Here is a 26576-nt window from a genome sequence, read left to right on the forward strand (position 1 = left end):
GGCGCCGATGCATCGACGATCCGATGCATCGGCGCGCCTGATGTTTACGCCGATTGACGCGCCGGGGTGCGGCTTTGCCTAATGGCCGGTCGTTGGCGCATGCCGCCGGTGTCATCCCGCGCATCGATATGACCGACTCCTCCGCGACTTCCCCTGCGACGCAGGCGATACCGCCCTCGGCCTGGCCGCGCGGGCGCGCTCGTCGCGCGGCCGTGATCGCGGCGGTCTGCGCGGTGATGGCGGCGGGTGTGACCATCGCCTATCTGTGGGGCGAGCGCGTCGGCATCCGCGCGCAGCGCGATGGCACCGCGCACCGCATCGAGGCCTATATCGGCGGGCTGCGCAGCGAGATGCGCCGCTACGAGTATCTGCCCGCGGTGGTCGCGCTGAATCACGACGTGCAGCGGCTGCTGCGCGAACCGGCGACACCGGGCCTGCCGATGGCGGCCAACCGCTTTCTGGCCGAGGTCAACGCCGCCGCCAAATCGACCGCCATCTATGTGATGGACGCCCACGGCCTGACGCTGGCCGCGAGCAACTGGAACGAGGCGGCCAGCTTCGTCGGCATCAACTTCTCGTACCGGCCGTATTTCCGCGACGCGATGCAGGGCAAGCCGGGCCGCTTCTATGGCATCGGCACGGTCAGCCGCGAGCCGGGCTACTACTTCTCGCAGCCGATCGTCCGCGACGGCGCGCTGCTCGGCGTGGCCGCGGTCAAGGTCAATCTCGACAAGATCGACGAGCCCTGGATCGCCAACGACGACCGCATCCTGGTGGTCGACGCCAACGGCATCGTGTTCCTGAGCTCGCAGCCGGACTGGCGCTTCAAGTCGCTGCGCGAGCTGCCTAGCGAGACGCGCTGGCAGCTGGCCACCACGCGGCAGTACTCGACCGTCGATTCGCTCGATCCGATCGGCTTTCGCGAGCAGCGCCGCTTTGCGGCCGATATCAGCGTGGTGCAGATGCCCGACGGCGACGAGTTCCTCGCGCAGAGCCGCCGCATCGCCGACACCGACTGGCGGCTGATCGTGCTGTCCGACATGGAGCCGATCCGCACGCTGGCGCGCAACAGCGCGGTGATCGCCGCCTTCGCGCTCGGCTTTCTGCTGCTGCTGATCCTGTACGTGCTGCAGCGTCGCCGCGCCGCCGCGCAGAACCGCTCGGCCAAGGAGGCGCTGCAGCGCGCGCACGACGAACTCGAACGCAAGGTGGCGATGCGCACGCAGGCGCTGTCCGGTTCGAACCTGAAGCTGCAGAAGGAGATCGCGGAGCGCAAGCGCGCCGAGCAGGTGCTGAAGGCGGCGATGGACGAGCTGGTGCAGGCCAGCAAGATGGCCGCGCTCGGTCAGATGTCGGCCGGCATCACGCACGAGCTGAACCAGCCGCTGGCGGCGCTGCGCACGCTGTCGGCCAACACCATCGTGTTCTTTCGCCGCGGCCAGACGGAGGCGGTCGAGACCAACCTGAACGTGATCTGCCAGATGGTCGAGCGGATGGGGAAAATCACCGCGCAGCTGAAGAAATTCGCACGCAAGACGCCGGTGCAGTCGGTGCCGACGCCGGTCGGCACGGTGATCGCCGACGCGCTGTTTCTGCTGGACTCGCGCATTCGCGCCGATGGCGCCGAACTGATCGTATCGGTGCCCGAGCCTTCGCCGCTGGCGCTGTGCGAAGGTAACCGGCTCGAACAGGTGCTGGTCAATCTGCTGTCGAACGCGCTCGATGCGATGAAGGACGCGAGCGCGGACGCGGCCGAGGACGCCACCGCGCGCGTGCTCGAGATCCGCGTGCACGCCGACCCGCAGTGGGTCACGATCGAGGTGGCCGACCGCGGCTGCGGCATCGACGACGACGTGATGCCGCGGCTGTTCGAACCGTTTTTCACCACCAAGGAGCAGGGCGTGGGCCTCGGCCTCGGGCTGGCGATCTCCGCCGGCATCGTGCGCGAATTCGGCGGCACGCTGCGCGCGGAGAATCGCCGCTGCTTCGTCGATACCGCCGTCGATACCGCCGTCGATGCTGCCAACGCGAACGGCGACGACGAGATCGCCGGCGCCCGCTTCATCATCCAGCTGCCCGCCGCACAGGAGAACCATGCCGATGCGAACTGATCTGTCGGTCCTCTACGTCGAAGACGATGCCGCGGTGCGGCTGGGCAGCACGCAGTCGCTGCAGATCGCCGGCCTGTCGGTGGAAGCGTTCGGCTCGGCCGAACAGGTACTGCATCGGCTCACGCCCGGCTTTGCCGGCGTGCTCGTCACCGATGTGCGGCTGCCCGGCATCAACGGGCTGGCGCTGCTCGACAAGGCGCTCGAGATCGATGCCGCGCTGCCGGTGATCCTGGTCACCGGTCACGGCGATATCTCGATGGCGGTGCAGGCGATGCGCCGCGGCGCCTACGATTTCGTCGAGAAGCCGTACTCGCCGGGCGAGCTGACCGAGGTGGTGCAACGGGCGATGGACAAGCGCGCGCTGACGCTCGAGGTCGAGGCGCTGCGCCGGCAGCTGGCCGACACGCAGGCGATCGAGGCCAAGGTGATCGGCCGCTCGGCGGCCGTCGAACGGCTGCGCAAGCTGATTCTCGACCTGGCGTGCACCGACGCCGATGTGCTGATCCTGGGCGAGACCGGGACCGGCAAGGAGCTGGTGGCGCGCTGCCTGCACGAGTACGGGCCGCGCCGGCAGGGCAACTTCGCCGCGCTCAATTGCGGCGGCGTGCCGGAGTCGCTGTTCGAGAGCGAGGTGTTCGGCCACGAGTCGGGCGCGTTTACCGGCGCGGCGCGGCGGCGCGTCGGCAAGATCGAATACGCGCAGCGCGGCTCGCTGTTTCTCGACGAGATCGAGACCATGCCGATGTCGCTGCAGATCAAGCTGCTGCGCACGCTGCAGGAGCGGCAGTTCGAGCGGCTGGGGTCCAACACGCTGCTGCCGATGGACTGCCGCGTGATCGCCGCGACCAAGGTCGATCTGCTGGCGCTGTCGGCGGAGCAGCGCTTCCGTGCCGATCTGTACTATCGCCTCAACGTCGCGGTGATCGACATCCCGCCGCTGCGCGAACGGCGCGAAGACATTCCGCTGCTGTTCTCGCACTTCCTGCTGCAGGCGGCGCTGCGTTACGAGCGGCCGGTGCCCGAGGTGTCGCCGCAGCATATGCGCGAGTTGATGATGCATCCGTGGCCGGGCAATGTGCGCGAGTTGCGCAATGCCGCCGATCGCTTCGTGCTGGGACTGTCCGGCGGCAGCACCGGCGTGCCGGCAGGCAGTGGCCAGGGTAATGGGAATGGCAATGGCAGCGGCAGCATCAGCGAGGCGCGTTCGCTGGACGAGCAGGTCGCGGTGTTCGAACGGCATCTGATCGAGGAGGCGCTGCGCGCGGCGTCGGGACGCACCGCCGCGGCAAGCGATCTGCTGCGCGTGCCGAAGAAAACGCTGTACGACAAGATCAAGCGGCTCGGCGTCAATCTCGAGGCATTCCGCTCGGCCGCGGCCACCGATTGAATCCCGATATCGTCTTGCATGTCGCCAGTTCGATCCAGTCTTGCTAGACTGCGTGCGCGCATGCGACGCGGGGATTGGAAAAGGCTGAAAGTCATGCGCACTTCGGTGCCGGGCCTGGCTGCCGCCGGTACCGTCGCAGTGGTAACACGACGTGAAAAAAGACAGGACTGCCAGGCGGCGTCTTTGTCGCGAGAGCGGCAAAGACGCCGGTTCTGACGGGGCCGTCCACATCGTCGGTGTCCACATCGCCGGCGTCCACATCGGGGTGTCCACATCGATGTGTCCACATTCATCCGCCCGCAAATCCCCGCATTCCCCGCATTCCTCCCTTCTCGCGCAGCGCCGAGCGCCTACACTGTAGTGACCGTTTTTTGCGGTTCTTACCATCGCTGCACCATGGCCCATATCACCTTTGCGCCGGCGATCCAGCGCCATGTCCCCACGCCCGACCGCCACCTGAGCGCTGCCTCCGTGCGCGCCGCGTTCGATGCGGTGTTCGCCGAACAACCCGAGCTGCGCGGCTACATCCTCGATGACCAGAACCAGTTGCGCCGGCATGTGACCGTCTTTATCGACGGCACCATGATTCGCGACCGGCAACGGCTCAGCGATGCGTTGCGCGAGGACAGCAAGGTATACGTGGTGCAGGCGCTTTCCGGCGGATAGCAGACAGCGGGTGAGCGGGACGCGTGGGCGGTCAATGCTTCGGCATTCCGCGCCTTGACGTTCCACGCTGCGACAGCCAACGCGCCGACGGCCACGCGACCGGCGGCCGATCGATACCAGGAGACCTGAACGATGAACGACCGACTTCTCGTGGCCACACGCAAGGGCCTGTTCGAGATCGAACGCCAGCCGCAGGGGCAATGGCAGCAAACCCAGGCGCATTTTCTCGGCGAGCCCGTCAACATGGTGTTGTCCGACCCGCGCGACGGCTCGCTCTATGCCGCCCTGAATCTGGGCCACTTCGGCGTCAAGCTGTGGCGCCGCGCGCGCGGCGAGTCCGAGTGGACCGCCTGCGCGGTGCCGGTCTATCCGCCGCAGCCGGAAGAGCAGACCGCGGCGTTGGACGATGCCGCAGCGAACGCGCCGGCCGACCCCGACGCGCCCAAGCCCGCGCCGTGGTCGCTGCAGCAGTTGTGGGTGCTGGAGGCGGGCGGTGCCGACCAGCCCGGCGTGTTGTGGGCCGGCACCATCCCCGGCGGCCTGTTCCGCTCGGACGACCGCGGCGCCAGCTGGGCGTTGAATCGGCCGATGTGGGACCGTCCCGAGCGCGCCGAATGGTTCGGCGGCGGCTACGACTATCCGGGCATCCATTCGATCTGCGTCGATCCGCGCGACAGCCGCCATGTGTCGATCGCGATCTCGTGCGGCGGCGTCTGGCAAACCCGCAACGGCGGCGACAGCTGGGAAGCGACCACGCGCGGCATGAAGGCGGGCTATATGCCGCCCGAGCGCAGCGAGGATCCCAATATCCAGGACCCGCACTACATGGTGCAATGCCCAGCCCGCCCCGATGCGCTGTGGGTGCAGCATCACGACGGCATCTTCCGCTCCGAGGACGGCGGCGCCAGCTGGCGGCGCATCGAAGGCAAGCCATCGAAGTTCGGCTTCGCGGTCGCGGTGCATCCGCGCGATCCCGAGACCGCGTGGTTCGTGCCCGCGACCAAGGACGAATGCCGCGTGCCGGTCGACGGCAAGCTGGCGGTGTCCCGCACGCGCGACGGCGGCCGCAGCTTCGAGGTCTTCAGTGAAGGCCTGCCGCCGCCGCCGGCCTACGACCTGATCTATCGGCACGGACTGGCGATCGACGACAGCGGCGAACGGCTGGCGATGGGCTCGACCACCGGCGGACTGTGGGTGTCGGAGAACGGCGGCGAACGCTGGACCTGCGTGTCGGCGCATCTGCCGCCGATCTATTGCGTGCGCTTCGGCTAGCGGGCCGCACGGACGCGCGCCGCGCAAGCACTGCCGCACGGCGCATTCGATACCGCGAGTCAGGACACAACTGCGCCGGCGCGCATTGACGGCGAGCGGGGCGGACGGAACACTGCGCGCTCCGCGCCGGACACCAGCAGTCGCAGCTGCAGCCGCAACCGCAGCAAGGAGCCGTGCGCGAAGCCGTGTCCACCTTCGCCCCGCGCTCGATGTCCATCCGCCGTCCTCACGCTGCACCTCGCGCCGACATTCACGCCGACATTCACGCCGCCGCCAGTCCCGAAGCGCCCCTTCCGCTGGCCCGCCGGCTGGTCGCCGAAGCCCTCGGGACGGCGCTGCTGATCGCGGTGGTGGTCGGCTCGGGGCTGCGTGCCGAGCGGCTCGCTGCGGGCAATATCGCACTGGCGCTGCTGGCCAACTCGCTGGCGAGCGGCGCGGGGCTGGCGGCGCTGCTGCTGACCTTCGGCCGCCTCTCCGGCGGCCACCTGAATCCGGCCGTCACGCTGTCGGCCTGGCTGCAGGGCCGGCTGCCGGCCGGCGAGGCGCTGCGCTATGTCGTCGTGCAGCTGGCCGGCGCGGTCGCCGGCGTGATCGCGGTCCATCTGATGTTCGGCGAGCCGCTACTGGCAGGGTCGGCTCAGGCGCGCACCGGGGCGCCGCTGTGGTGGAGCGAATTCCTGGCGACCTTCGGCCTGATCGGCGTGGCGATGGGCACCGCGCGCACCCGGCCGGCGCTGCTGCCGTTCGCGGTGGCCGGCTATATCGCCGCCGGCTACTGGTTCACCGCCTCGACGTCGTTCGCCAATCCGGCACTGACGCTGGCCTGCGCGCTGACGGCGACGTTCACCGGAATTCGTGCGATCGATGTGCCGGGCTTCGTGCTGGCGCAATGCGCGGGCGCGTTGACGGCGACGCTGGTCTTTCATTGGTTGTTGCGGCCCGTACCCGGTGACAGCGTCGCCACCGGCGCCGCCGTCGGCGCTGCCCCTACCAGCGCCGATTGAGCTGGATCCCGAAGATCGACCCCGTGGCCTGCGACGCCCACGCATCGGCCGGCGGCGCGAAGCTGATGCCGTCGACGTCGCTGGCGCGGCTGTAGGTATAGAAGGCGCGCAGATTGGCGTTGCCCGCGGCCTTGCCGAAGGTCAGCGTCGGCGCCACCGTCAAGGCGGTGCGCTGTCCGCTGACGCCGAAGCCCGACGAGATCTGGTCGTGCGCGACCTCGAAGCTCAGGCGGAAGCGCTCGGTCGGCGCGTAAGCCGGGCGCACGCGCGTGGTCATCCATTGCAGCGTGCCCAGCGCCGAGCGGTCGTATTGCAGGCTCGATTCGACCGAGCCGATCAGGCCCGCGCGGCCCTTCCATTCCATCGATTCGGCCACCCGCACGCGCGAGAGCGTGTCCCCCATGCCGGAGTAGCCGGTCATCGCGGTGCGGCTGCCGCTGCCGTACTGCAGGCCGAAGCGGTTGGTGCCGGCCAGCACGCCCTTCTGCTCGTGCATCGCCGAGGCCCACCAGGCATTGCCGGCGTCGTCGGCCAGCGCATCGGCCTCGACGCGCGTAAAGCCCAGTTGCAGCGTGCCCTTGTCGTTCACGCCGATCGGTGCGGTGCGCACCGAGTGATAGCTGGGCAGATGCTGCCCATTGGTGTCGTTGCGCGCCGTGTACTGATAGTTCAGGCCGACGCCGCCCAGCTTGGCGTCGTCGACGCCGAAACGCAGCGCGCTGGAGGTCGGCGGCAGCAGGCCAGACGACATCAGGAACGGCGACGTATCGCGCCGGCCGGCCCACATGGTGGCGCCGTCGAGCGCGGCCACGCCCTTGACCGCGGTATAGAACTGCGGGATCAGCTGGTACGGGTCGACCGGGGCGGGGCGCCCGTCGATGGTGGTGGTGTTGGTGCCGCGCGCCTGCGCAACCACCTCGATCGCGCCGCCGCCGTCGAGCGTATACAGCTGTTCGCGCAGCTTGACCTCGCCGCTGCTCTGGCAGGCCACGCCCAGGCCGATGCCGCTCGACAGGCTGCCGCCCGGACAGGCGCGCATTGCATGGGAGTTGTCCTCGTAGGCGGCGCGTCCGCTGTAGGACAGGCTCCAGACGGTCTCCTCGGCCGGCTCGGCGCTCGGCAGGTTGGAGGCGAACACCGGCGGAGCATCGCCGGGCGTCGCGGCATCGCCGCCGGCCGCGGCCCGGGTGTCGGGCACGAACTCGGGCATGAATTCGCCGAGCCGGTTCGGGAACAGCACCACCGGCGGCGGTGCCGGCGGCAGCGGCTCCGGCGGGCCGACCAGGCCCGGGTCGAGTTCGGCCAGCGCGGTCTGTTCGGGCGTGTCGGCGGGGGGCAGGTTCAGCGTTTCGGTGGCGGGGTCGGCCGCTGCGGTGGTCGGGGCAGTGGTCTGGGCCGATTGCGCTTCCCGCTGCAGCAGGCCGGCGAGCGGATCCGCGCCGGCGGCCGGCGACTGCGGCGCTGCGCTTACCGTCGGGTCAGCGGGTGCCGGCCGGTTCGACGGTGCATTGGCGGGCCAGGTCGACAGCTGCACGACCGCGGGCACCTCGGCGGCCGGCGCCAACGTCGGCGGCGCGATCGGCTCGGGCGCGGGCGGCGTCTGCGCGCAGGCGGCGATGCCCCATGCGCCCAGTGCGGCCACATACAGCCAGCGCGGACGCGGCAGTACGGACGAACGGGCGGACCGGTTCAGCAAACGACGGCGAGAGGAAGACGACGCGGACAACGACATGCGGTGACAACAGGACGGCAACGGTGCGCAACGGCGAGCCCCCGGGCTCGGCCGTGCCGGACCGACGGTTTTATCAGTCGGGCTGATTGGACAGCAAGAGAGGTTACAAAATCCATCGCTTGTGCACTGCAGGCGACGGCAAGGTGACGGCAGCGTACGTTCGGCCACGGATGCCGGCGCCGCCGACAAGCGATGGCGGTCGACGACGACGGTCCCGCCAAGGCGCGGCATACCGCACTTTCCTAGCGAAAACCCGGAGCCTGGCGCGGCCCCGTGCCGAATTGGGCACCGCTATAATCGATCAGCCTGCTGGAACGGGTATGAGCGGGCGACCAAAGGGGTGAATCCGGGCCTGTTATCGGCGCAAGCTGCCACGTCGGCGGGTGCGCCGGTAACAGGCCCGTTGTTGCGCGCTGCCGTACCCCGGCTTGCCGCGCCTTCCCGGCCAGCGCTGGCGTCGACGCACGCTCTCGCCCTCGGCCGGATCAAAATTCGAAAACGAGGAGAGTAGTCGATGGAACGTCGTTCCTTTCTGTTGAAAGCGTCGGCCGTGGCCGCCACCGGTGCCCTGGCCGCCTGCGGCAAGCAAGAGCAGGCCGCCGCCCCGGCCCCGGCCAGCGCGCCCGGAACGCCCGCCGCGCCTGCCGTGGTCGGCAGCAATCCGGCCGTCGAATGGCGCCTGGCGTCGAGCTTTCCGAAGTCGCTCGACACCATCTACGGCGGCGCGGAGACGCTGTCCAACCGGGTCAAGGAACTGACCGACGGCAAGTTCAACATCAAGGTGTTCGCCGCCGGCGAAATCGTGCCGGGCCTGCAGGTGCTCGACGCCGTGCAGAACAACACCGTGCAGATCGGCCACACCGCCGGCTACTACTACTTCGGCAAGAACCCGACGCTGTGCTTCGACACCACGATCCCGTTCGGCCTGACCGCGCGCCAGCAGAACGCGTGGATGGTGCAGGGCAACGGCATGAAGCTGATGCGCGAGTTCTTCAAGGAATACAACGTCGTCAACTTCCTGGGCGGCAACACCAATGCGCAGATGGGCGGCTGGTTCCGCAAGGAAATCCGCACCGTCGCCGACCTGCAGGGCCTGAAGTACCGCGTCGCCGGTTTTGCCGGCGTGGTGCTGTCGCGCCTGGGCGTGGTGCCGCAGCAGATCGCCGGCGGCGACATCTACCCGGCGCTGGAGAAGGGCACCATCGACGCCGCCGAATGGGTCGGCCCGTATGACGACGAGAAGCTGGGCTTCTTCAAGGTCGCGCCGTTCTACTACTACCCGGGCTGGTGGGAAGGCAGCGCGCAGCTGTCGTTCTACGCCTCGGCCACCGAGTTCGAGAAGCTGCCCGCGCTGTACAAGCGCGCGCTGGAGACGGCCACCTTCGAAGCGCACACCACGATGATGGCCAAGTACGACACCGTCAACCCGCAAGCGCTGGCGCGCCTGCTGGAGAACGGCGTCAAGCTGCGCCCGTTCTCGCGCGAGATCATGGAGGCGTGCTTCAAGGCGACCCAGGACGCCTACGCCGAGGAAAGCGGCAAGAACCCGTCGTTCAAGAAAATCTTTGACGACTGGCGCGTGTTCCGCAACAACCAGGCCGCCTGGTTCAACGTCGCCGAGCAAGCCTTCGCGCAGTTCAGCTTCGCCCGCAAGCTGTAAACCCTGCAGGCGCCGCGGGCGGCTTCGCGCCGCCTGCAAGGCTCGGTCCGCACCGGTAGAATCCTCGGCTTCTGAGAGGATTCTCCGATGCAGACCGGCATACTCTACGCCCTGCTGGCGTACATCATCTGGGGCCTGCTGCCCCTGTACATCAAGTCCCTTCACGGCATCGCGCCCCTCGAGATCCTGCTGCACCGGATGGTGTGGTCGCTGGTCTTCCTCGGCGCCATCCTGGCGATCCGCCGGCACTGGGGCTGGCTGCGCGCGGTCTGGTCCGATCGCCGCCTGCTGCTCGGCTTCGTCGCCAGTGCGGCGCTGCTGTGCGGCAACTGGTTCCTCTATATCTGGGCCGTGTCCAACGACCGCGTGGTCGATGCGAGCCTGGGCTACTTCATCAATCCGCTGTTCAGCGTGCTGCTCGGCGTGGTGTTCCTGCGCGAGCGCTTGCGCCCGGCGCAATGGGCCTCGATCGCGCTCGCTGGCGCCGGCGTGGTGTGGCTGACCTTTGCGGCCGGCCATCTGCCCTGGATTGCGCTGGCGCTGGCGGCCACCTTCGGCGGTTACGGGTTGCTGCGCAAGACCGCTGCACTGGGTACGCTCGAAGGGCTGTCGCTCGAAACGCTGCTGCTGTTTCCGTTCGCCGTCGCCGCGCTGGGCTGGATGTTCTCGACCGGTCAGGCCGGCTTCCCCCATGCGAGCCCGGGCGTGCAGTTCCTGGTGGCAATGGCCGGGCCGGTCACCGCGGTGCCGCTGCTGTTCTTTGCCGCGGCGGCGCGCCGCATCCCGCTGTCGCTGCTCGGCCTGCTGCAGTACACCGGCCCGACACTGCAGCTGCTGCTGGGCGTCTGGCTGTATCACGAGCCGTTCCCCGCCGACAAGCAGCTGGGCTACGCGATGATCTGGGTGTCGCTCGCCCTCTATGCGCTGGAAGGTTTCTGGATGTCGCGGCGGCGCCCGCCCGCCGTGGCGGTGGACTGAATCATCGACGGTATCGATGAAACGACTTGTCGAAGAAGCATCGTCATTCGTCGGCACCATGATCTTGCCGATTGAAGGGGGTCGGCAAAGCGGGGCGATCCCCGTCATGTTGGGCCGAACATCGCACCTTCATCGATGGCACGGATTTCGGCGGCGATCTGGCTGCAGCGTTTGATTACTGGCACGAATAACCGAACGCCCATGTCGAGCCAGCCGGTCCCGTCGCTGCGCAAGATCATTCATTGCGACTGCGATGCCTTCTACGCCTCGGTCGAGATGCGCGACGACCCGTCGCTGCGCGGACGGCCGATGGCGGTCGGCGGCTCGCCGGACCGGCGCGGCGTGATCGCGACCTGCAACTACGAGGCGCGCGCCTATGGCGTGCGCTCGGCGATGTCGTCGGCGCAGGCGGTCAAGCGCTGTCCGGAGCTGCTGATCCTGCGGCCGGCGATGGACAAGTACAAGGAAGCGTCGCGCCGGATCTTCGGCATCTACCGCGAATACACCGAGCTGGTCGAGCCGCTGTCGCTGGACGAGGCCTATCTGGACGTCAGCGCATGCCGCCGGCATCAGGGCAGCGCGACGCGCATCGCCGAGGAGATCCGCCGGCGCGTGCGCGAGGAAGTCGGCGTCACGGTCTCGGCCGGCGTCGGCCCCAGCAAGTTCATCGCCAAGATCGCCAGCGACTGGAACAAACCCGACGGGCTGTTCGTGGTGCGGCCGGAAGCGGTCGACGCCTTCGTGGCCGCCTTGCCGGTCGAGCGCATCCACGGCGTCGGCCGGGTCACCGCGGCCAAGCTCAACCGCCTCGGCGTGAAAACGTGCGCAGATCTGCGGACCTGGACGCCGGACCTGTTTCATCGGCACTTCGGCAGCTTCGGCGGCCGCCTCTACAACCTGTGCCGCGGCATCGACGAGCGGCGCGTGTCGCCCGAGCGCGAGCGCAAGTCGATCAGCGTCGAGGAGACCTATGCCGAGGATCTGCCGGATCTGCCGGCGTGCCTGGCCGAGCTCGACCCGCTGATCGCGCAGCTGGAGGCCCGCATCGCGCGCGCCGGTGCCCAGCACGTGATCCACAAGCTCACGGTCAAGCTGCGCTTCTCGGATTTCCGTCAGACCACGGTCGAATGCCGCGGGCAGATGCCGGACCGCGCCGTCTACGCCCGCCTGCTGGCCGAGGGCCACGCGCGGCGCCGGCTGCCGGTGCGGCTGCTGGGCGTAGGGGTGGCAACCAGCGATCCGGATACCGCGCAGCTGGATCTGTTCCGCGATCTGGCCGATGCCGGCGCGGAGCAGCCTGGGGACGCCTGACCGCCTTGCTTACGGCAACTGGTTGCGCATCAGCACCAGCCACGGCGCATGCGAGTTGGTGAAGCCGTCTACCAGCCCGGAATCGCCCAGTTCGATCAGCTCCATCGACACCGACTGCTGCAGATTGCCGCCGATGGTCTTGACCACGCGGGCGGTGGCGTCGACCTCGACCACGATATCGCAGTGCATCGGCGTGGTGCCGAAGCCGATCTCGTCCACGCTCGTCAGGTATTTGTCGCGGCCCCGTCCGGCGCACAGGATGTCGCCCGGACGCGGCATCGCAGGCAGCGGCTGGAGCCGGAAGGCCGGCGCAGGCAGGACGCCGTCGCGCGCGTCCACGACATACATCGAATGCGATTGCCCGGTCAGGAACTGGCGCTCGTCCAGCCCGGCCTGGCGCAGCACCCACGAAATGAATACCGCCGACCAGGCCCACCGTCCCTCGGTGATCTGCTGGCAATCGACCTCCTTGCCGACGATCGCCCAATAGCGCTGCGCCAGCGCGCAACCCTGCGGGGTCGCCTCCATGCCGGTGCCGTCCGGAAAACCGGCGCAACCGGGCGCGGCGGTGGTGCCGAAACTCTCGTCGGTATCGGCCGATGAGGCCTGCAACGATCCGTTCTGGATGATCTCTTCGATGCTGTCGGGCAAAGCCGGCGGCGGCACTGGCAGCGGACTGCTGACCACGCAGGCCGTATCGTCGCGCCCGATGCGGATGGTCTGGCCGCCCCAGCGCTGCCATTCCTGCAGCGCGATCTGCACGATGCGCTGGCGCGCCGTCGCACCCGGCATCGGGGCCGGCGGTTGCGCCTGGGCCTGCGGCAACGCCGTGGCCTGCGGCCGCGCGGTCGGCGGCGGCGACGGCGGCACCGAGGGCGGCTGCGTCGCGCAGGCGGTCAACAGGCAGACGACCGCGACGCCGGCCAGTGCCGCAAAGCGGTGGCGCAACGCAGTCCACGCACGCCCCGGTAAACCTGCCGGGCGCTGTGGAAAATCATGTGAGAAACGATGTGAATAACGCTGTGGAAATCCGGGTGGCAAGGCGCGCATCGACATGACCTGGAAACGGCGGACGGCGACGAAGAATGGGCGCGCAATGGCGCGGAAAGCCCCGTCAAATGCTGGAAAAAGCCCGGCAAAAACACGGGAAAGAACGCGGAACCGGCATGCCGCACGAGGCTTTGCGGCGCCGCGTCGGGCGCCGTACGGCCCAGAGGCCGATGCCGGTGGAAAAACGGGGAAAAGCCCTGCGGCTTCGTTGTGGATAACATTTCCCGCCCAGTGCCCCACGCTCGCCTTGCGGCGACTGGCGGCGGCACGGCGGGACCATGCAGAACCGGGCTGGTCGGTACCGCCCGACAGCTTACTGATTGACGGCGTCCTTGAACTTCTGGCCGGCCTTGAACTTGACCGTCTTCGCGGCTTCGACCTTGATCTCTTCGCCGGTACGCGGGTTGCGGGCCATGCGCTCGCCACGCTCGCCCTGGCTGAACGTGCCAAAGCCGATCAGGCTCAGGGTGTCGCCCTTGGCGACGGCGTCCATGATGGCGTTCAGGGTCACGTTCAGCGCCTGTTCGGCCTTGGCCTTGGTCAGACCATCCACACCCGCGGCGATCGCGTCGATCAGTTCGGTTTTCGTCATGCTTCACTCCGTATCGAGTTGAAAAAACACATTGCCTCCCGCCCGCCCGGTGTGCCGGACGTGGCCCCGGAAAAGGCGCTGCGGGCCACATCATACCGTGTCACGCCAACCGGTCCCCGCGCGACATTGTTACAGCAAGCCTTGGCTGGACAAGGCCCGCGGGGGTTGGAGCGGGGGGCGGGACGGTTTACGGGCGGTATACGCGGCCGCATCCGGAGTCGTATACGCGGCCGTATGGAAGACCGTGCAAGAGGCCGTATACGCCCCCTGAGCGCCCCCTGAGCGCCGCCTGAGGCCGCCTGACGCCACCGGACTGCCCGGCACGTGCCATGTGCCGTCCAGGGCGTTAACCGGGCTCTGAGAGGCTCTCAGACCCTGTGGGCCCGTTCGGTGCGCTCCCGGATGCCGCCGAACGTATACGCACCTCGTTTGTCGGCAGGCGGGCTGGAAGGTTCGGCCGTATACCCGATCCACGCGTCTCGGTTAACGCGAGAGCGGTATACGCGTGGCCGATTCGATGCACGCCTGCAGCGTTTCGAGCGAGGTATACCGCCTCGATCGCGGTATACGCGGTATACGCGGTCAGCCGGTTTACCTCGTCCGGCCGTTTTCCCTTCGCTGCCGATGGCGGGCCGTTATCCCTTTGGTTTAGATAGTTCTTTTGATGTATACGGATAGTAGTAGTAGGTAAACCCGGCCCCTTTCTGTGGACAAGTCGGTAAACGTCAACGGGATCAACGGTTTACCGAATGCAGAACCATCGGGACGAAATCCCCGGACTGGTGGATGACTCCACCGTTTGGCGGAGGGACCCGCCAACAGGGCTAGGACTTATGCCTGAGGCATCCCCATGCCAGCCCCAGGCAGCCCACATCAATCCCGCGTGCTTATCCACAGAAGAAGGCCCGGTTGTCCACAGCGGGGGGCGACGAACGGCGGTCTTCGCGGCCTATACGTGCTGCGCCTGATGGACCGCTTCTTGCACGTTCTTGCGTTTACCGTTTGGCCGCGCTTGCCAACAGGGCATCAGGTATACGCCGCGGCACGTACGTCACGCACCGTCACGCGGCGCGGGTATCATCCCGCATCGCCTGGCCGGCAAGGGGCGGCCAGCGGCAACGATCAGCACAAGACCAGCAGACAGACCGAACGACGGTAAACAGGATGGATATGGCCGAACAGTCGAAGCGCAAACAGGACAGCAAGGGGGAGAAGATCGACAAGGCGAAGGGCGCCAAGGCGGAGAAGGCCGACAAGGACAGGAAGCCGAAGACCGCCAAGGACCGCATCGAGGTCCGCCAGTCCGGCGTGCACGGCAAGGGCGTCTATGCGATCGCGCCGATCGCCGCGGGCGAACGGATCATCGAATACAAGGGCGAGCGGATCTCGTGGGAGACCGCGCTGGACCGCCATCCGCACGATCCCGACGATCCGAACCACACGTTCTATTTCAGCCTCGAGGGCGGCGACGTGCTCGACGCCAAGTACGGCGGCAACCGTTCGCGCTGGATCAACCACGCCTGCGAACCGAACTGCGAGGCGCGCGAGAAGAAGGGCCGCGTGTTCATCCACGCGCTGCGCGACATCGAGCCGGGCGAGGAGCTGTTCTACGACTACGGGCTGGTGATCGACGCCCGCTATACGAAGAAGCTGAAGAAGGAGTTCGAATGCCGCTGCGGCAGCCCGAACTGCCGCGGCACCATGCTGGCGCCGAAAGGCAAGCGCTGAAAGGCTTGCGCTAGCCCGCGCCCGGCGCCTCGCACGGGATCCGGATCACGAAGCGCATGCTGGCGCGCGACTGGCCATCGCTGCGCTGGCCCTCGGTATCGGGCACGTCCTCGATGCTGATGCTGCCGTGATGCAGGCTGATGATCTCGTGCACGATCGCCAGGCCGAGTCCGGCGCCGCCCGGCGTGGCCTCGGGACTGCGGCCGGGAACATGGTCGCCGCGGAAGAAGCGCTTGAACACCTCCTCGCGCCGCGCCGGCGCAATGCCGGGCCCGTTGTCCTCGACCATCACCACCGCCATGCCGCGATGGCCGATCGCCTCGCCGCCGGCGCGCACCGTGATGCGGCCGCCGGCCGGCACGTACTTGACCGCGTTGTCGATCAGATTGTTCAGCGCCTCGCGCAGCAGCAGCCGGTTGCCGCGGACCATCGACGGCGCGGCGCCGGTGAAGGTCGGCCCCGGCAGTGTTTCGAAGCCCAGGTCGATATGGCGCGCCAGCGCCTGCGGCACCCACTCGGCGCCGGTCTCGAAGGCCAGCGTGGCCAGATCGAAATGCTCGATGGGCCCGAGCCGCTCCAGCGACAGGCCGGGCTCGGCGCGCGCCAGCGACAGCAGCTGATTGGACAGCCGCACCGCGCGGTCCGCCGCCGACTGCAATTCGCGCAGCGCGTGCCGGGCCACCTCCGGGTTCTCCGCCTCGACGGCGCGGTCGGCGTGCAGCTTGACCGCGGTCAGCGGCGTGCGCAGCTGATGGGCGGCATCGGCGATGAACTTGCGCTGGGCATCGAGCGCGTCGCGCAGCCGCGCCAGCAGCGCGTTCAGCGCGCGGATCAGCGGCTCGACCTCGGCCGGCACCTGCGTCTCGTCCAGCGAGGCCAGCGAGCGTGCGGTCTGCCGGTTCAGCTTGTCGGTCAGGATCTGCAGCGGCACCAGCTCTTCCTTCAGCACGTGCGACAGGATCAGGCTGCCGACCAGCAGCAGCAGGATCAGCGGCACCGATACCGACAGCAGGATCTCGTTGGCGGCGGTCTCGCGCCGGTCCAGCAGCTCGGCGACTTCGACGACGATCGGGCCGCGCGACGGGGCGCCGGCGGCCGGCGGTGCGCTGGGCGCGCCGTTCGGCACCTGGTTGGCCATGCTGTCCGCCATATCGGCCATGTCCGCGGCGGCGTCGATGTCGCCGTCGGCGGGCGCCGTCTGCACCGGATCCAGATGCACCGGCAGCCGGACCGCGCGCACCTGGCGGCCGCTGAACCAGGCATAGAACAGCCGCGCGTCGTGCAGCGTGGTCTGGCCGGTGCCGTAGCCCAGCCAGGTATCCATGCCGCCGATCAGTCCGTCGGGCCCGTGGATCCGCCAGTAGATGCGGTCGCTGCCCTCGGCCTCGACCAGGGTCTGCGCGATCGCGGGGATATCGTGTTCGAGCCGGGGACCGGCGATGCGGATCTGCTGCGCGATGTTGTTGGCGACGCCGTACAGCGCGCGGTCGAACACCTGCGTGGTGTAGTGCGCCGCGAGCCAGTAGGACAGCGAGCCGCTGGCGAGCACCAGCGCGAACAGCGGCGTGGCCAGCGCCCGCAGCAGATGGACGCGCAGGCTCTGGGTCGAGGCCAGCCGCACCTGCTGGGCGCCGCCGCTCCCCCCGGCGCCACCGGTTCCACCGGTACTGCCCGGGCTGCCGGGTCCACCGTGGCCGCCGGATGCGCCCTCGCCGCGCGCGCTCCGCAGAGGCGCCTGGAGCCGCCGCACGCCGGGCCTCGCGCTAGCTCTGGCCGCGGCTTTGCAGCAGGTAGCCGAAGCCGCGTACCGTCACGATTTCGACGTCGCTGTCCTCCAGCTTCTTGCGCACGCGATGGACATAGACCTCGATCGCGGTATCGCCGACGGTGTCGCCGCCATCGCCGGCCGGATGGGCGAAGGTGGCCAGATGGTCCTGCAGCTGCGCCTTGCTGACCACGCGCCCCTGCCGCTGCAGCAGCAGCTCGAGCACCGCGAATTCGCGCGGCGACAGTTCCAGCGGCTTGCCGTCAAGGAACATGCGCCGGTCGCTGCCCGACAGGCGCAGCCGGCCCAGCCGCACGTCGCGGTCCGGCGCGGCCTCGCCATGCTGGCTGCGGCGCAGCAGCACGCGCACGCGCGCTTCCAGCTCGGGAAAGGCAAACGGTTTGACCAGATAGTCGTCGGCGCCGGCGTTCAGGCCGGACAGCTTGTCTTCGAGTTCGTCGCGCGCGGTCAGGATCAGCACCGGGGTGGTGCGGTTGCGCGCGCGGTAGCGCGACAGCAGGGTCATGCCGTCGATGCCGGGCAGCCCCAGGTCGAGGATCACCAGGTCGTGCTGCTCCTTGAGCAGATGCTCGGTGGCATAGACCCCGTCATGGACGACGCGCACCTGGTGGCCCGCCTGGAACAGGCCGGCTTCGACGCCGCTGGCGATCTGGCGGTCGTCTTCGATCAACAGGATGCGCATGGGCGAAAGGTTCGGCTGGGTCGGCAGGAATGCAGCGGGGAGCGCCGGGGGAGCGCGCTTGACGTCGCGCTTCGGGTGCCGGGGCGCCCGCCTAGGCCGCCGATTGTACCCCGCATGGCGCGGGCCTTCCTTTCGATTGGCTTGCGGTCAGGGGCCGGGCCCGGCCCCCGAGGACATCGTTATCGGCTGTGCGTGATCGGCGTCGCAAGTACGCCGGCGGTTCAGCGTCTGGCCAGCGTCGCCGCGGCCTGCTCGATAAAGCGGGCCAGGTCGATATCGCGCTGGGTCAGGCCGTTGGCGTCATGGGTCGACAGCGTGATGTCGACGCGGTTGTAGACGTTGAACCATTCGGGATGGTGGTCGGCCTTCTCGGCCTGCATCGCCACGCGCGTCATGAAGGCGAAGGCGGCGTTGAAGTCGGCGAAGGTGAAGCGCTTGTGGATCGCGTCGCGATCGGCGACCAGGGTCCAGCCGGGCAGCGACGCCAGCAGCGGCGCGCGTTCCTGTTCGGACAAGGGGGAAAGAGCGGGTGAGGTCATGATGGCAAGGCCCGTAAAGGAGGGAATCGGAACAAGGCAGAGCCGGCCTGCCCGACCATCGCGGTCGGACATGCCGGCATTGTTTCATAAAGACCGGCGTGCGGCGGCTTCAGATATCGTCGCTGTCGCTCCAGCCCTCGCGATTGCCCACCTGCAGCACCAGATCGCCGTCGGCGACGTCGCCCGCGCCCAGCGTCGGCTGCTGGCGCAGTTCGGCGTACAGCGGCGTGAAGTCCGGACGGGTCGCGTCGAACAGCTGTTCGAAGCTGTCGATCACGAAATAGGTCTTCTGGAAGGTGTCGATGCGGTAGCGGGTGCGCATGATCCGGCGGACATCGAAGCCGATCCGGTTGGGGCTGGCCGAATCCAGGCTGTAGATCGATTCGCCCTGGCTCGAGACGATGCCGGCGCCGTAGATGCGCAGACCGTCCGGCGTGCGGATCAGGCCGAACTCGACGGTGTACCAGTACAGCCGCGCCAGCATGTCGAGCGCGCCCATGCCGGCCGCCTTCAGGCCGCCCTGGCCGTAGGCCTGCATGTAGTCGGCGAAGACCGGGTTGATCAGCAGCGGCACATGGCCGAACACGTCGTGGAAGCAGTCCGGCTCCTGCAGGTAATCGAGCTGCTCGGGCTTGCGCATCCACCAGCTGGCCGGAAAGCGCCGGTTGGCCAGATGCTCGAAGAACACCTCGTCGGGCACCAGGCCCGGCACCGCCACCACCTGCCAGCCGGTCGCGGCCATCAGCTTGTCGTTCAGGCGCGCGAAGTCGGGCACCCGGTCGGCGTCCATGCCCAGCGTGTCCAGCCCGCGCAGGAACTCGCCGCAGACCCGGCCGCGCAGCATCGAGGCCTGGCGCGCGTACAGCTGGCGCCAGACGGCGTGGTCGGCCTCGGTGTAGCGGTGCAGCGGCTGCGCGATGGTGAAGTCGGGGTTCAGGTCCGGATCGGACAGCAGGCCCGCTTCGAACTGCTCCTTGAGCTTGTCGGTCAGCGTGCCGGTGAAGGCGGGGCTGCCCGCGTCTTTCTGATCTGGGGTCTGGTCGAGGATCGCTTCCATCTGGCTTGTCTCCGGCGATTCGGTGCGGGCCATGCCCGGGGTCGTTTGCGGTATTGCCGCACGCGCTCGGTTCGGTATGCGAGTTGCGCATGCGGGATTTCTGCAAAGTCTACCGAGATGGCGCCGCAAAGAGCCCGCAAAAACGGCTTGGATCGCCGTTCCAATGCGGGTAATCTGCATCAAACGCAAAACCGATGCAGGATCCTTGTATGCTGAGCCTCGACCACTTCGATCTGGCCCTGCTGGCCGCCTTGCAGGCCGACGGCCGCAGCACGCACCAGCAACTGGCCGAGCAGGTCCATCTGTCGCCCAGCCAGGTCGGCCGGCGCATCGCCCGGCTCGAGGCCGATGGCGTGATCGCCGGTTACCGGGTGGTGTTGTCCCCGCCCGCACTGGGCCTGGGCGTGCTGGTCTTCACCAGCGTCAAGCTGGCCCACCACGGCGACACCGCGATCGAGCGCTTCAAGGAGGAAATCCTGCTGCTGGAAGAAGTGCAGGAGTGCTACTCCGTCGCCGGCGAGGCGGACTATCTGCTGCGCATCGTCGTCACCGACCTGCCGGCGCTGGCCGATTTCACCATGCGCAAGCTGATGCGCGTGCCCGGCGTCGAGAGCGTGCGTTCCAACATCGTGCTGACCGCGCTCAAGCGCGAAGGAGCCCTGCCGCTGTCGCATCTGCGCTGAGCGGGCATCGTCTTGCGTGCTGTCTTGCGCCGGGACGGCTCGCATGTCACTCTCGCCAGGTGCCCGCTGATGCACCAAGGCGGAGCCGACCATGCGGAGAGGGACGAGATGCGAGACCGGGCCACGGGCTTTGGCGGGGAAGGCGTGCGGGGTAGGGCGGAGAATCGGGTGGCAGTGGCCCGTAGCGGCGGGGGGCGTCGGACAGGCTCGCGCGGGTTTGCCGCCGGCATCGGGGCTGGCCTGTTCGCGCTCGCCGCGCTCGCCATGGACGCCGCGCTGGCCGCCCAGCTTGCCCGCGTATCGCCGGAAGGCCAGGTTTCCAGGGTCCGCCAGGTTGCGCTGCGCTTCGATCAGCCGATGGTGCCGCTCGGCGATCTGCGCGCCGCGGCGCCGGCGGCGGTGCAGTGCAGCGGTGCCGCGCCCGCCGAGCTGCGCGGCGAGGGCCGCTGGGTCGACGACCGCAACTGGGTGTTCGACTTCGCGCATGACCTGCCGCCGGGCGTGTCCTGCACGATCCGGCTGCAGTCGGGCCTGAAGAGCCAGGCCGGCCAGGCCTATCGCGGCAAGCCCGAATATCGCTTCCAGACCGGCGGACCGATCGTGGTGTCCAGCCGGCCCGGCGGCGGCGAGATCGAAGAGGACCAGATCTTCGCGCTGCGCTTCAACGGCCCGGCCACGCCGGCCTCGCTGCGCGACCATGCCTGGTGCCAGGCGCAAGGGCTGGGCGAACGTATCCCGGTGCGGCTGGTGACCGGCGCCGACCGCGACGCGGTGCTGGCCGCGCTGCGCTGGAAGCCGCGCGGGCCCGACACCATCCATCTGCTGGCCTGCCAGCAGCGGCTGCCGGCCGGCGCGAAGATGCAGCTGATCCTCGAGCCGGGCATCGCCACGCCGTCCGGCATCGCCAGCCGCGAAGGGCGGCGCTTCGACTATCAGGTGCGCGCGCCGTTTACCGCCAGCTTCAGCTGCGAGCGCGAGAACGCGCAGGCGCCCTGCACGCCGCTGCGGCCGATCACGCTGGAGTTCTCCGCACCGATCGCGCGCCGCGCGGCCGAATCCGTGGTGCTGCGCACGCCGACGGGACCGGTGGCGCCGAAGCTGGAGGCGAACCTGGCCGCCGATGCCACGGTCACCTCGCTGCGTTTCGAGCCGCCGTTCGCCGAGAACGCGACGATGACGCTGGAGTTGCCGTCCGGCCTGAAGGACGAGACCGGCCGCGCGCTCGGCAACGCCGACCTGTTCCCGCTGGCGATCGCCACTGCGCCGATGCCGCCGCTGGCCAAGTTTGCCGCGGCACCGTTCGGCGTGATCGAGCGCTTCGGCGAGGTGCCCAAGTCCGGCAAGCCGGCCGACAAGCCGACGGATTACCCGCCGCTGCTGCCGGTCACGCTGCGCCATGTCGAGCGTGAACTCAAAGTGCTCGGCGTGCGCGCCGAGGCCGGCACCGTCAGCCGGGTACGGGTCGACGACGATGCCGCGGTGCTGCGCTGGCTGGCGCTGGTGCGGCGCATGCACGAGACCAGCTGGACCCGCGCCGAGCTCGACGCGATCCTGGCCGGCAAGCCGCCGTCGGCCGCGCGCATCCCGCGCAATGCGCCGCAGGTGCAGACCCGCGCCGTCTCGCTGCTGGCCGGGGTGCCGGGCGTGCGCCAGCTTGCCGTGCCCGCCTCGGTGGGCGAAGGCGCCAGCCGGCCGTTCGAGGTGGTCGGCATTCCGCTGCCCGAAGCGGGCTTTCATGTGGTCGAGATCGCCTCGCCGAATCTTGGCGCCGCGCTGCTCGGCAAGCCGGCGCCGATGTATGTCCGTACCGCCGCGCTGGTCACCAATCTGGGCGTGCACTTCAAGGCCGGGCGCGACAACGCGATGGCGTGGGTCACCACGCTCGATGGCGGCCAGCCGGTGCGCGAGGCCAACGTCGCGGTGCGCGACTGCAGCGGCAAGCTGATCGCCAGCGGCCGCACCGACGCGGCGGGCATCGCGCGCTTCGGCCGGCTCGGTGACGGTCGCGAAGACAGCGGCGGGGATGGCGGCAGCGGTGCCGGCCGCTATTGCGAGGACACCGGCCTGTCGGGCTATTTCGTTTCGGCGCGCATCGTCGCCGCCCATCCGCAGGCGCGCGGCCAGGCCGACATGGCGTTCGTGATGTCCGACTGGAACCGCGGCATCGAGAGCTGGCGCTTCCATGTACCGACCGACACCAGTCCGACGCCGACCCTGCGCGCGCATACGGTGTTCGACCGCACGCTGCTGTCGGCCGGCGAGACCGTCTCGATGAAGCACTATCTGCGGGTCGAAACCGCGAACGGCTTGGCCTTGCCGCCCGGTCCAGACGCATTGCCCGACAAGCTGGTGATCCGCCACGAGGGCAGCGGCCAGACCTACGAGCAGCCGCTGCAATGGCGCACCACCGCCTCGGGCGGGCGCAGCGCCGACAGCCGCTTTGCCTTGCCGCCGGCCGCCAGGCTCGGCCGCTACACGGTCGAGCTCGCCGATGCCCGCCAGCGCAGCTACGACAGCGGCGCCTTCCGCGTCGAGGCCTTCCGCCTGCCGGTGCTGACCGGCACGGTACGCGCGGCGACGGCCGGCGGCGCGCAGGCGCTGGTCGCGCCCAAGTCGCTGCCGCTCGATGTCGAGGTCCATTACGTGTCCGGCGGCGCCGCGGCGGGTTTGCCGGTGCGCGTGTCCGCGCTGCTGCGCGAGCGCATGCCGCGCTTTGCCGATGCCGACGGCTACAGCTTCGCCGCGCCGCGCGCAGCCGACGAGCAGCGGGACGAGTCGGACGAGGGCGAGGATCAAAATCAGGATCAGGATCGGGCCGCTGCGCCCGACGGCCAGACGCTGATCGCCGACAAGCGCGCGCTGACGCTGGACGCCAACGGCGGCGGCCGGCTGACGCTCGACACGCTGCCGGCGGTCACCGCGCCGCGCGATCTGCTGGTCGAAGCGGCCTTCGCCGATCCCAATGGCGAGATCCAGACGTTGCGGCAGACGCTGCCGCTGTGGCCCGCCGCCGTGGTCGCGGGCATTCGTGCCGACGACTGGGTCGCAGTCAAGCGGCAGGCGACGGTGCAGGGCATCGCGCTCGATATTGACGGCAAGCCGCGCGCCGGCGTGCCGATGGAGGTCCATGCGCGCGCCCGCATCACGACCTCGGCGCGCAAGCGCGTGGTCGGCGGCTTCTATCGCTACGACAACCGCACCGAGGTGCGCGATCTGGGCAAGGTCTGCGAGGCGAAGACCGACGCGCGCGGGCGCATGCGATGCGCGGTGACGCTGGAACAGGCCGGCGAGGTGGAACTCATCGCGCGTGCCCGCGACGATGCCGGCCGGATCTCGGAGGCGGCCACCAGCGTCTGGGTCACCGGTCAGGGCGAGCTGTGGTTCGGCGGCGAGAACCACGACCGCATCGACCTGCTGCCGGAGCGCCCGTCGTACGCCCCGGGCGATACCGCGCGCTTTCAGGTGCGGATGCCGTTCCGCCAGGCCACCGCGCTGGTCGCAGTCGAACGCGAAGGCATTCTGGAGACCAGCGTGGTGACGCTGGCCGGCAAGGACCCGACCGTCAGCGTCAAGATCAAGCCGGAATGGGGGCCGAACGTCTACGTGTCGGTGCTGGCGCTGCGTGGGCGGCTGCACGAGGTGCCCTGGTATTCGTTCTTCACCTGGGGCTGGCGCGAGCCGCGCGAATGGTGGCGGGCCTTCCGCAGCGAGGGACGCGAATACGTCGCGCCGACGCCGCTGGTCGATCTGTCCAAGCCGGCGTTCCGGCTCGGCGTGGCCGAGATCCGCGTCGGCAACGAGGCGCACCGGCTCGACGTCAAGGTCGCGACCGATCGCGCCAGCTACCCGGTGCGCGGCCAGGCGAAGGTGACGGTGCACGTCACGCTGCCCGACGGCAAGCCGGCCGCCAACGGCGAGGTCGCGCTGGCGGCGGTTGACGAGGCGCTGCTGGAACTGATGCCCAATACCAGCTGGAACCTGCTCGAGGCGATGCTGCAGCGGCGCAGCTACGGGGTCGAGACCGCAACCGCGCAGATGGAGATCGTCGGGCGGCGCCACTACGGACGCAAGGCGGTGCCGGCCGGCGGCGGCGGCGGCAGGAATCCGACGCGCGAACTGTTCGACACGCTGCTGCTGTGGAACCCGCGCGTGCAGCTCGACGCGGCCGGCAAGGCCGCGCTGACGGTGCCGCTGAACGATTCGCTGACGCGCTTTCGGATCGTCGCGATCGCCGATCTGGGCGTCGCGCGTTTCGGCACCGGCAGCGCCACGGTGGCCGCGACGCAGGATCTGCAGCTGATCTCGGGTTTGCCGCCGCTGGTACGCGAGGGCGACCGCTACCGCGCGATGTTCACGTTGCGCAATACCACGGCGCGGGCGATGACGGTCGAGGTCAGCGCGCGCAGTGTGCCGGCCGGCACCGCCGCTGCTGCAGCCGCTGCCGCCTCGGCGGCCCAGTCGGAAACGGCCGCGCTGCCAACGCAAACCGTCTCGGTGCTGGCGGGACAGGCACGCGAAATCGGCTGGGATGTCGTCGCGCCGCCGATTGCGCAAGCGAGCGGACAGGCCACCGCCACCGAAAGCGAGCTGCAGTGGGAGATCGCGGCGACAGAAACGAACAAGGGCGACGGCAAGGGCGAGGCTGCCGGACCCGCCGCCGACCGCATCCGCATCGCCCAGCGGCTGGCCGCGGCGGTACCGCTGACCGTGCAGCAGGGCACGCTGGCCCAGCTGGCCCCGTCGCTGTCGGTGCCGGTCCGCGCCCCCGCGGCCGCACTGCGCGATCCCTCCGGCGCGCCGCGCGGCGGCCTGCGGATCGGTCTGCAGTCGTCGCTGGCCGGGGGCCTGCCCGGCGTGCGCGACTGGTTCACGCGCTATCCGTATACCTGCCTGGAGCAGCGCGCGTCGAAGGCCGTGGGCCTGGGCGACGGCGCGCTCTGGCAGGCGCTGATGGCGCAGTTGCCGGCCTATCAGGACGATGACGGGCTGGTGGCCTATTTCCCGATGCAGGGCGAGGCGGCGCGCGACGGCGGCAGCGAGGTGCTGACCGCCTATCTGCTGGCGCTGGCCGACGAGGCGAATCGTGCCGGGCTGCCGCTCCCGCTGCCGGCGCAGGCGCGCGAGCGGATGGAACAGGCGCTGACCGCCTTCGTCGAGGGCCGGCTGCAGCGTCGCCCGTGGGCGCCGACCGCAGACCTCGAGGTCCGCAAGCTGGCCGCGCTGGAGGCGCTGTCGCGCAGCGGCAAGGCGCAGGCCCGCATGCTGGGATCGATCCAGATCGCGCCGCAGCAGTGGCCGACCTCGGCGCTGCTCGACTGGACGGCGCTGCTGCAACGCCTGCCCGATGTGCCGCAGCGCGAGGCGCGGCTGGCCGAAGCACAGCGGCTGCTGCGTGCGCGCCTCGATCTGCAGGGCACCCGGCTGGCGTTCTCGACCGAGCGCGACGACCACTGGTGGTGGCTGATGGCGGGCGGCGACATCAACGCCGCGCGGCTGCTGACGCTGGCGCTGGAACTGCCGGACTGGCGCCAGGACGCGCCGCGGCTGGCGAGCGGTCTGCTCGGGCGCCAGACTGCCGGCGCCTGGAGTACCACCAATGCCAATGCCTGGGGCGTGCTGGCGGTGCGCCGCTTTGCGCAGGCCTTCGAGCGCGAGCCGGTCGGCGGCGCCACCCGCGTGACGCTGGGCGACGCCTCGCGCAGCTTCGAATGGCGCACGGCCGCGGCGGGGAAGGACGGCGTGGCGGCCGGCGGCCTGATACTGCCCTGGCCTTCGCTGCCGGCACAGTCCAATCCTTCCGGCGCCCCGGCTACGCTGCAACTGCAGCACGAGGGCGCAGGCCGGCCGTGGGCGACGGTACGCGCGCTGGCCGCGGTGCCGTTGGCCGAGCCGATCGCCGCCGGCTACCGCATCCGCCGCAGCGTCAGCGCGGTCGAGCAGGCCACGCCAGGGCGCTGGTCGCGCGGCGACATCTATCGCGTCAGGCTCGAGATCGACGCGCAGACCGACATGACCTGGGTGGTGGTCAGCGACCCGGTGCCCGCCGGCGCCGCCATCCTCGGCAGCGGCCTGGGCCGCGATTCGCAGATCGCCACGCGCGGGGAGCGCCGCACCGGCGCCTGGCCCGCGTTCAGCGAGCGCACGCCACAGGCGTACCGCGAGTACTACGCCCACCTGCCCAAGGGCACCGCGACCGTCGAGTACACGGTGCGGCTGAACAACGCCGGCGAGTTCGCGCTGCCGCCGACGCGGGTCGAGGCGATGTACGCGCCCGAGGTGTTCGGCGCGGCGCCCAATGCGCGCCTAACCGTGGGGCCGCGTCCGTGAGCGATGTCCTC

The 26576-nt window shown here is 69.4% G+C and carries 18 protein-coding genes; 11 read left to right on the forward strand and 7 right to left on the reverse strand.

Going from position 1 to position 26576, the window contains the following annotated elements:
• Positions 1-128: 128 nt before the first annotated feature.
• From J5T34_RS15240 to J5T34_RS15260, 5 genes are all read left to right on the forward strand, one after another.
• Entirely contained in the window at positions 129-2111 is a 1983-nt protein-coding gene (locus J5T34_RS15240; RefSeq protein WP_208580456.1) for a sensor histidine kinase, read from the forward strand.
• On the forward strand, positions 2095-3498 hold the full coding sequence (locus J5T34_RS15245) for a sigma-54-dependent transcriptional regulator (protein ID WP_208580457.1): 1404 nt from the start codon (positions 2095-2097) through the stop codon (positions 3496-3498). The genes J5T34_RS15240 and J5T34_RS15245 overlap by 17 nt, the downstream gene beginning before the upstream one ends.
• A gap of 396 nt (positions 3499-3894) precedes the next feature.
• Positions 3895-4164, forward strand: coding sequence for a MoaD/ThiS family protein (locus J5T34_RS15250; protein WP_208580458.1), 270 nt, complete (start codon positions 3895-3897; stop codon positions 4162-4164).
• A 132-nt stretch (positions 4165-4296) separates the two neighbouring features.
• Entirely contained in the window at positions 4297-5436 is a 1140-nt protein-coding gene (locus J5T34_RS15255; RefSeq protein ID WP_208580459.1) for a WD40/YVTN/BNR-like repeat-containing protein, read from the forward strand.
• A 185-nt stretch (positions 5437-5621) separates the two neighbouring features.
• A complete protein-coding gene (locus J5T34_RS15260; RefSeq protein WP_347880656.1) occupies positions 5622-6440 on the forward strand; it encodes an MIP/aquaporin family protein in 819 nt (272 codons plus the stop codon).
• Here the strand turns inward: J5T34_RS15260 and J5T34_RS15265 are convergent.
• Positions 6424-8136, reverse strand: coding sequence for a carbohydrate porin (locus tag J5T34_RS15265; protein WP_244258938.1), 1713 nt, complete (start codon positions 8134-8136; stop codon positions 6424-6426). The genes J5T34_RS15260 and J5T34_RS15265 overlap by 17 nt on opposite strands.
• Before the next feature lie 550 nt (positions 8137-8686).
• On the opposite strand from J5T34_RS15265, the gene J5T34_RS15270 reads away from it, so the two are divergent.
• The 3 genes from J5T34_RS15270 to dinB all read left to right on the forward strand — a co-directional run bounded on the left by J5T34_RS15270 (position 8687) and on the right by dinB (position 12121).
• A complete protein-coding gene (locus tag J5T34_RS15270; protein ID WP_208580460.1) occupies positions 8687-9832 on the forward strand; it encodes a TRAP transporter substrate-binding protein in 1146 nt (381 codons plus the stop codon).
• An 87-nt stretch (positions 9833-9919) separates the two neighbouring features.
• Positions 9920-10810, forward strand: coding sequence for an EamA family transporter RarD (gene rarD, locus J5T34_RS15275; RefSeq protein WP_208580461.1), 891 nt, complete (start codon positions 9920-9922; stop codon positions 10808-10810).
• 201 nt (positions 10811-11011) lie between these two features.
• Positions 11012-12121, forward strand: a complete 1110-nt coding sequence (gene dinB, locus J5T34_RS15280) for a DNA polymerase IV (RefSeq protein WP_208580462.1) — start codon at positions 11012-11014, stop codon at positions 12119-12121.
• 9 nt (positions 12122-12130) lie between these two features.
• On the opposite strand, the gene J5T34_RS15285 is transcribed toward dinB, so the two are convergent.
• Both J5T34_RS15285 and J5T34_RS15290 read right to left on the reverse strand, forming a co-directional pair.
• Entirely contained in the window at positions 12131-13177 is a 1047-nt protein-coding gene (locus J5T34_RS15285; protein WP_208580480.1) for a DUF2272 domain-containing protein, read from the reverse strand.
• Positions 13178-13484: 307 nt separating this feature from the next.
• Complete coding sequence (locus J5T34_RS15290; protein WP_006579334.1) at positions 13485-13763, reverse strand: HU family DNA-binding protein; 279 nt, start codon at positions 13761-13763, stop codon at positions 13485-13487.
• 1170 nt (positions 13764-14933) lie between these two features.
• Between J5T34_RS15290 and J5T34_RS15295 the strand changes: the two genes are divergently transcribed.
• A complete protein-coding gene (locus tag J5T34_RS15295; protein ID WP_208580463.1) occupies positions 14934-15491 on the forward strand; it encodes an SET domain-containing protein in 558 nt (185 codons plus the stop codon).
• A gap of 10 nt (positions 15492-15501) precedes the next feature.
• On the opposite strand, the gene J5T34_RS15300 is transcribed toward J5T34_RS15295, so the two are convergent.
• The 4 genes from J5T34_RS15300 to phhA form a co-directional block, all read right to left on the reverse strand.
• Positions 15502-17112 (reverse strand): sensor histidine kinase, encoded by a 1611-nt coding sequence (locus tag J5T34_RS15300; RefSeq protein ID WP_347880657.1) that lies wholly within the window; start codon positions 17110-17112, stop codon positions 15502-15504.
• 142 nt (positions 17113-17254) lie between these two features.
• On the reverse strand, positions 17255-17959 hold the full coding sequence (locus J5T34_RS15305; protein ID WP_174106021.1) for a response regulator transcription factor: 705 nt from the start codon (positions 17957-17959) through the stop codon (positions 17255-17257).
• 221 nt (positions 17960-18180) lie between these two features.
• Positions 18181-18498 carry a 4a-hydroxytetrahydrobiopterin dehydratase gene (locus J5T34_RS15310; protein ID WP_208580464.1) on the reverse strand — a complete coding sequence of 106 codons (318 nt, stop codon included), beginning with the start codon at positions 18496-18498 and terminating at the stop codon, positions 18181-18183.
• Positions 18499-18607: 109 nt separating this feature from the next.
• On the reverse strand, positions 18608-19555 hold the full coding sequence (gene phhA / locus J5T34_RS15315) for a phenylalanine 4-monooxygenase (protein ID WP_208580482.1): 948 nt from the start codon (positions 19553-19555) through the stop codon (positions 18608-18610).
• Positions 19556-19764: 209 nt separating this feature from the next.
• On the opposite strand from phhA, the gene J5T34_RS15320 reads away from it, so the two are divergent.
• Positions 19765-20238, forward strand: a complete 474-nt coding sequence (locus tag J5T34_RS15320; RefSeq protein WP_208580465.1) for an Lrp/AsnC family transcriptional regulator — start codon at positions 19765-19767, stop codon at positions 20236-20238.
• Positions 20239-20502: 264 nt separating this feature from the next.
• Positions 20503-26565, forward strand: a complete 6063-nt coding sequence (locus J5T34_RS15325; RefSeq protein WP_244258941.1) for an alpha-2-macroglobulin family protein — start codon at positions 20503-20505, stop codon at positions 26563-26565.
• Positions 26566-26576: the final 11 nt, after the last annotated feature.

Origin of the sequence: Cupriavidus gilardii (assembly GCF_017598945.1) — a bacterium.
GTDB lineage: Bacteria > Pseudomonadota > Gammaproteobacteria > Burkholderiales > Burkholderiaceae > Cupriavidus > Cupriavidus gilardii_E.

Excerpts from the sequence above, each read along its gene's own strand:
- J5T34_RS15240 (WP_208580456.1), top strand. The coding sequence starts at position 129 with ATGACCGACTCCTCCGCGACTTCCCCTGCGACGCAGGCGATACCGCCC.
- J5T34_RS15245 (WP_208580457.1), top strand. The coding sequence starts at position 2,095 with ATGCCGATGCGAACTGATCTGTCGGTCCTCTACGTCGAAGACGATGCC.
- J5T34_RS15250 (WP_208580458.1), top strand. The coding sequence starts at position 3,895 with ATGGCCCATATCACCTTTGCGCCGGCGATCCAGCGCCATGTCCCCACG.
- J5T34_RS15255 (WP_208580459.1), top strand. The coding sequence starts at position 4,297 with ATGAACGACCGACTTCTCGTGGCCACACGCAAGGGCCTGTTCGAGATC.
- J5T34_RS15270 (WP_208580460.1), top strand. The coding sequence starts at position 8,687 with ATGGAACGTCGTTCCTTTCTGTTGAAAGCGTCGGCCGTGGCCGCCACC.
- rarD (WP_208580461.1), top strand. The coding sequence starts at position 9,920 with ATGCAGACCGGCATACTCTACGCCCTGCTGGCGTACATCATCTGGGGC.
- dinB (WP_208580462.1), top strand. The coding sequence starts at position 11,012 with ATGTCGAGCCAGCCGGTCCCGTCGCTGCGCAAGATCATTCATTGCGAC.
- J5T34_RS15285 (WP_208580480.1), bottom strand. The coding sequence starts at position 13,177 with ATGTCGATGCGCGCCTTGCCACCCGGATTTCCACAGCGTTATTCACAT.
- J5T34_RS15290 (WP_006579334.1), bottom strand. The coding sequence starts at position 13,763 with ATGACGAAAACCGAACTGATCGACGCGATCGCCGCGGGTGTGGATGGT.
- J5T34_RS15295 (WP_208580463.1), top strand. The coding sequence starts at position 14,934 with ATGGCCGAACAGTCGAAGCGCAAACAGGACAGCAAGGGGGAGAAGATC.
- J5T34_RS15305 (WP_174106021.1), bottom strand. The coding sequence starts at position 17,959 with ATGCGCATCCTGTTGATCGAAGACGACCGCCAGATCGCCAGCGGCGTC.
- J5T34_RS15310 (WP_208580464.1), bottom strand. The coding sequence starts at position 18,498 with ATGACCTCACCCGCTCTTTCCCCCTTGTCCGAACAGGAACGCGCGCCG.
- phhA (WP_208580482.1), bottom strand. The coding sequence starts at position 19,555 with ATGGAAGCGATCCTCGACCAGACCCCAGATCAGAAAGACGCGGGCAGC.
- J5T34_RS15320 (WP_208580465.1), top strand. The coding sequence starts at position 19,765 with ATGCTGAGCCTCGACCACTTCGATCTGGCCCTGCTGGCCGCCTTGCAG.
- J5T34_RS15325 (WP_244258941.1), top strand. The coding sequence starts at position 20,503 with ATGGACGCCGCGCTGGCCGCCCAGCTTGCCCGCGTATCGCCGGAAGGC.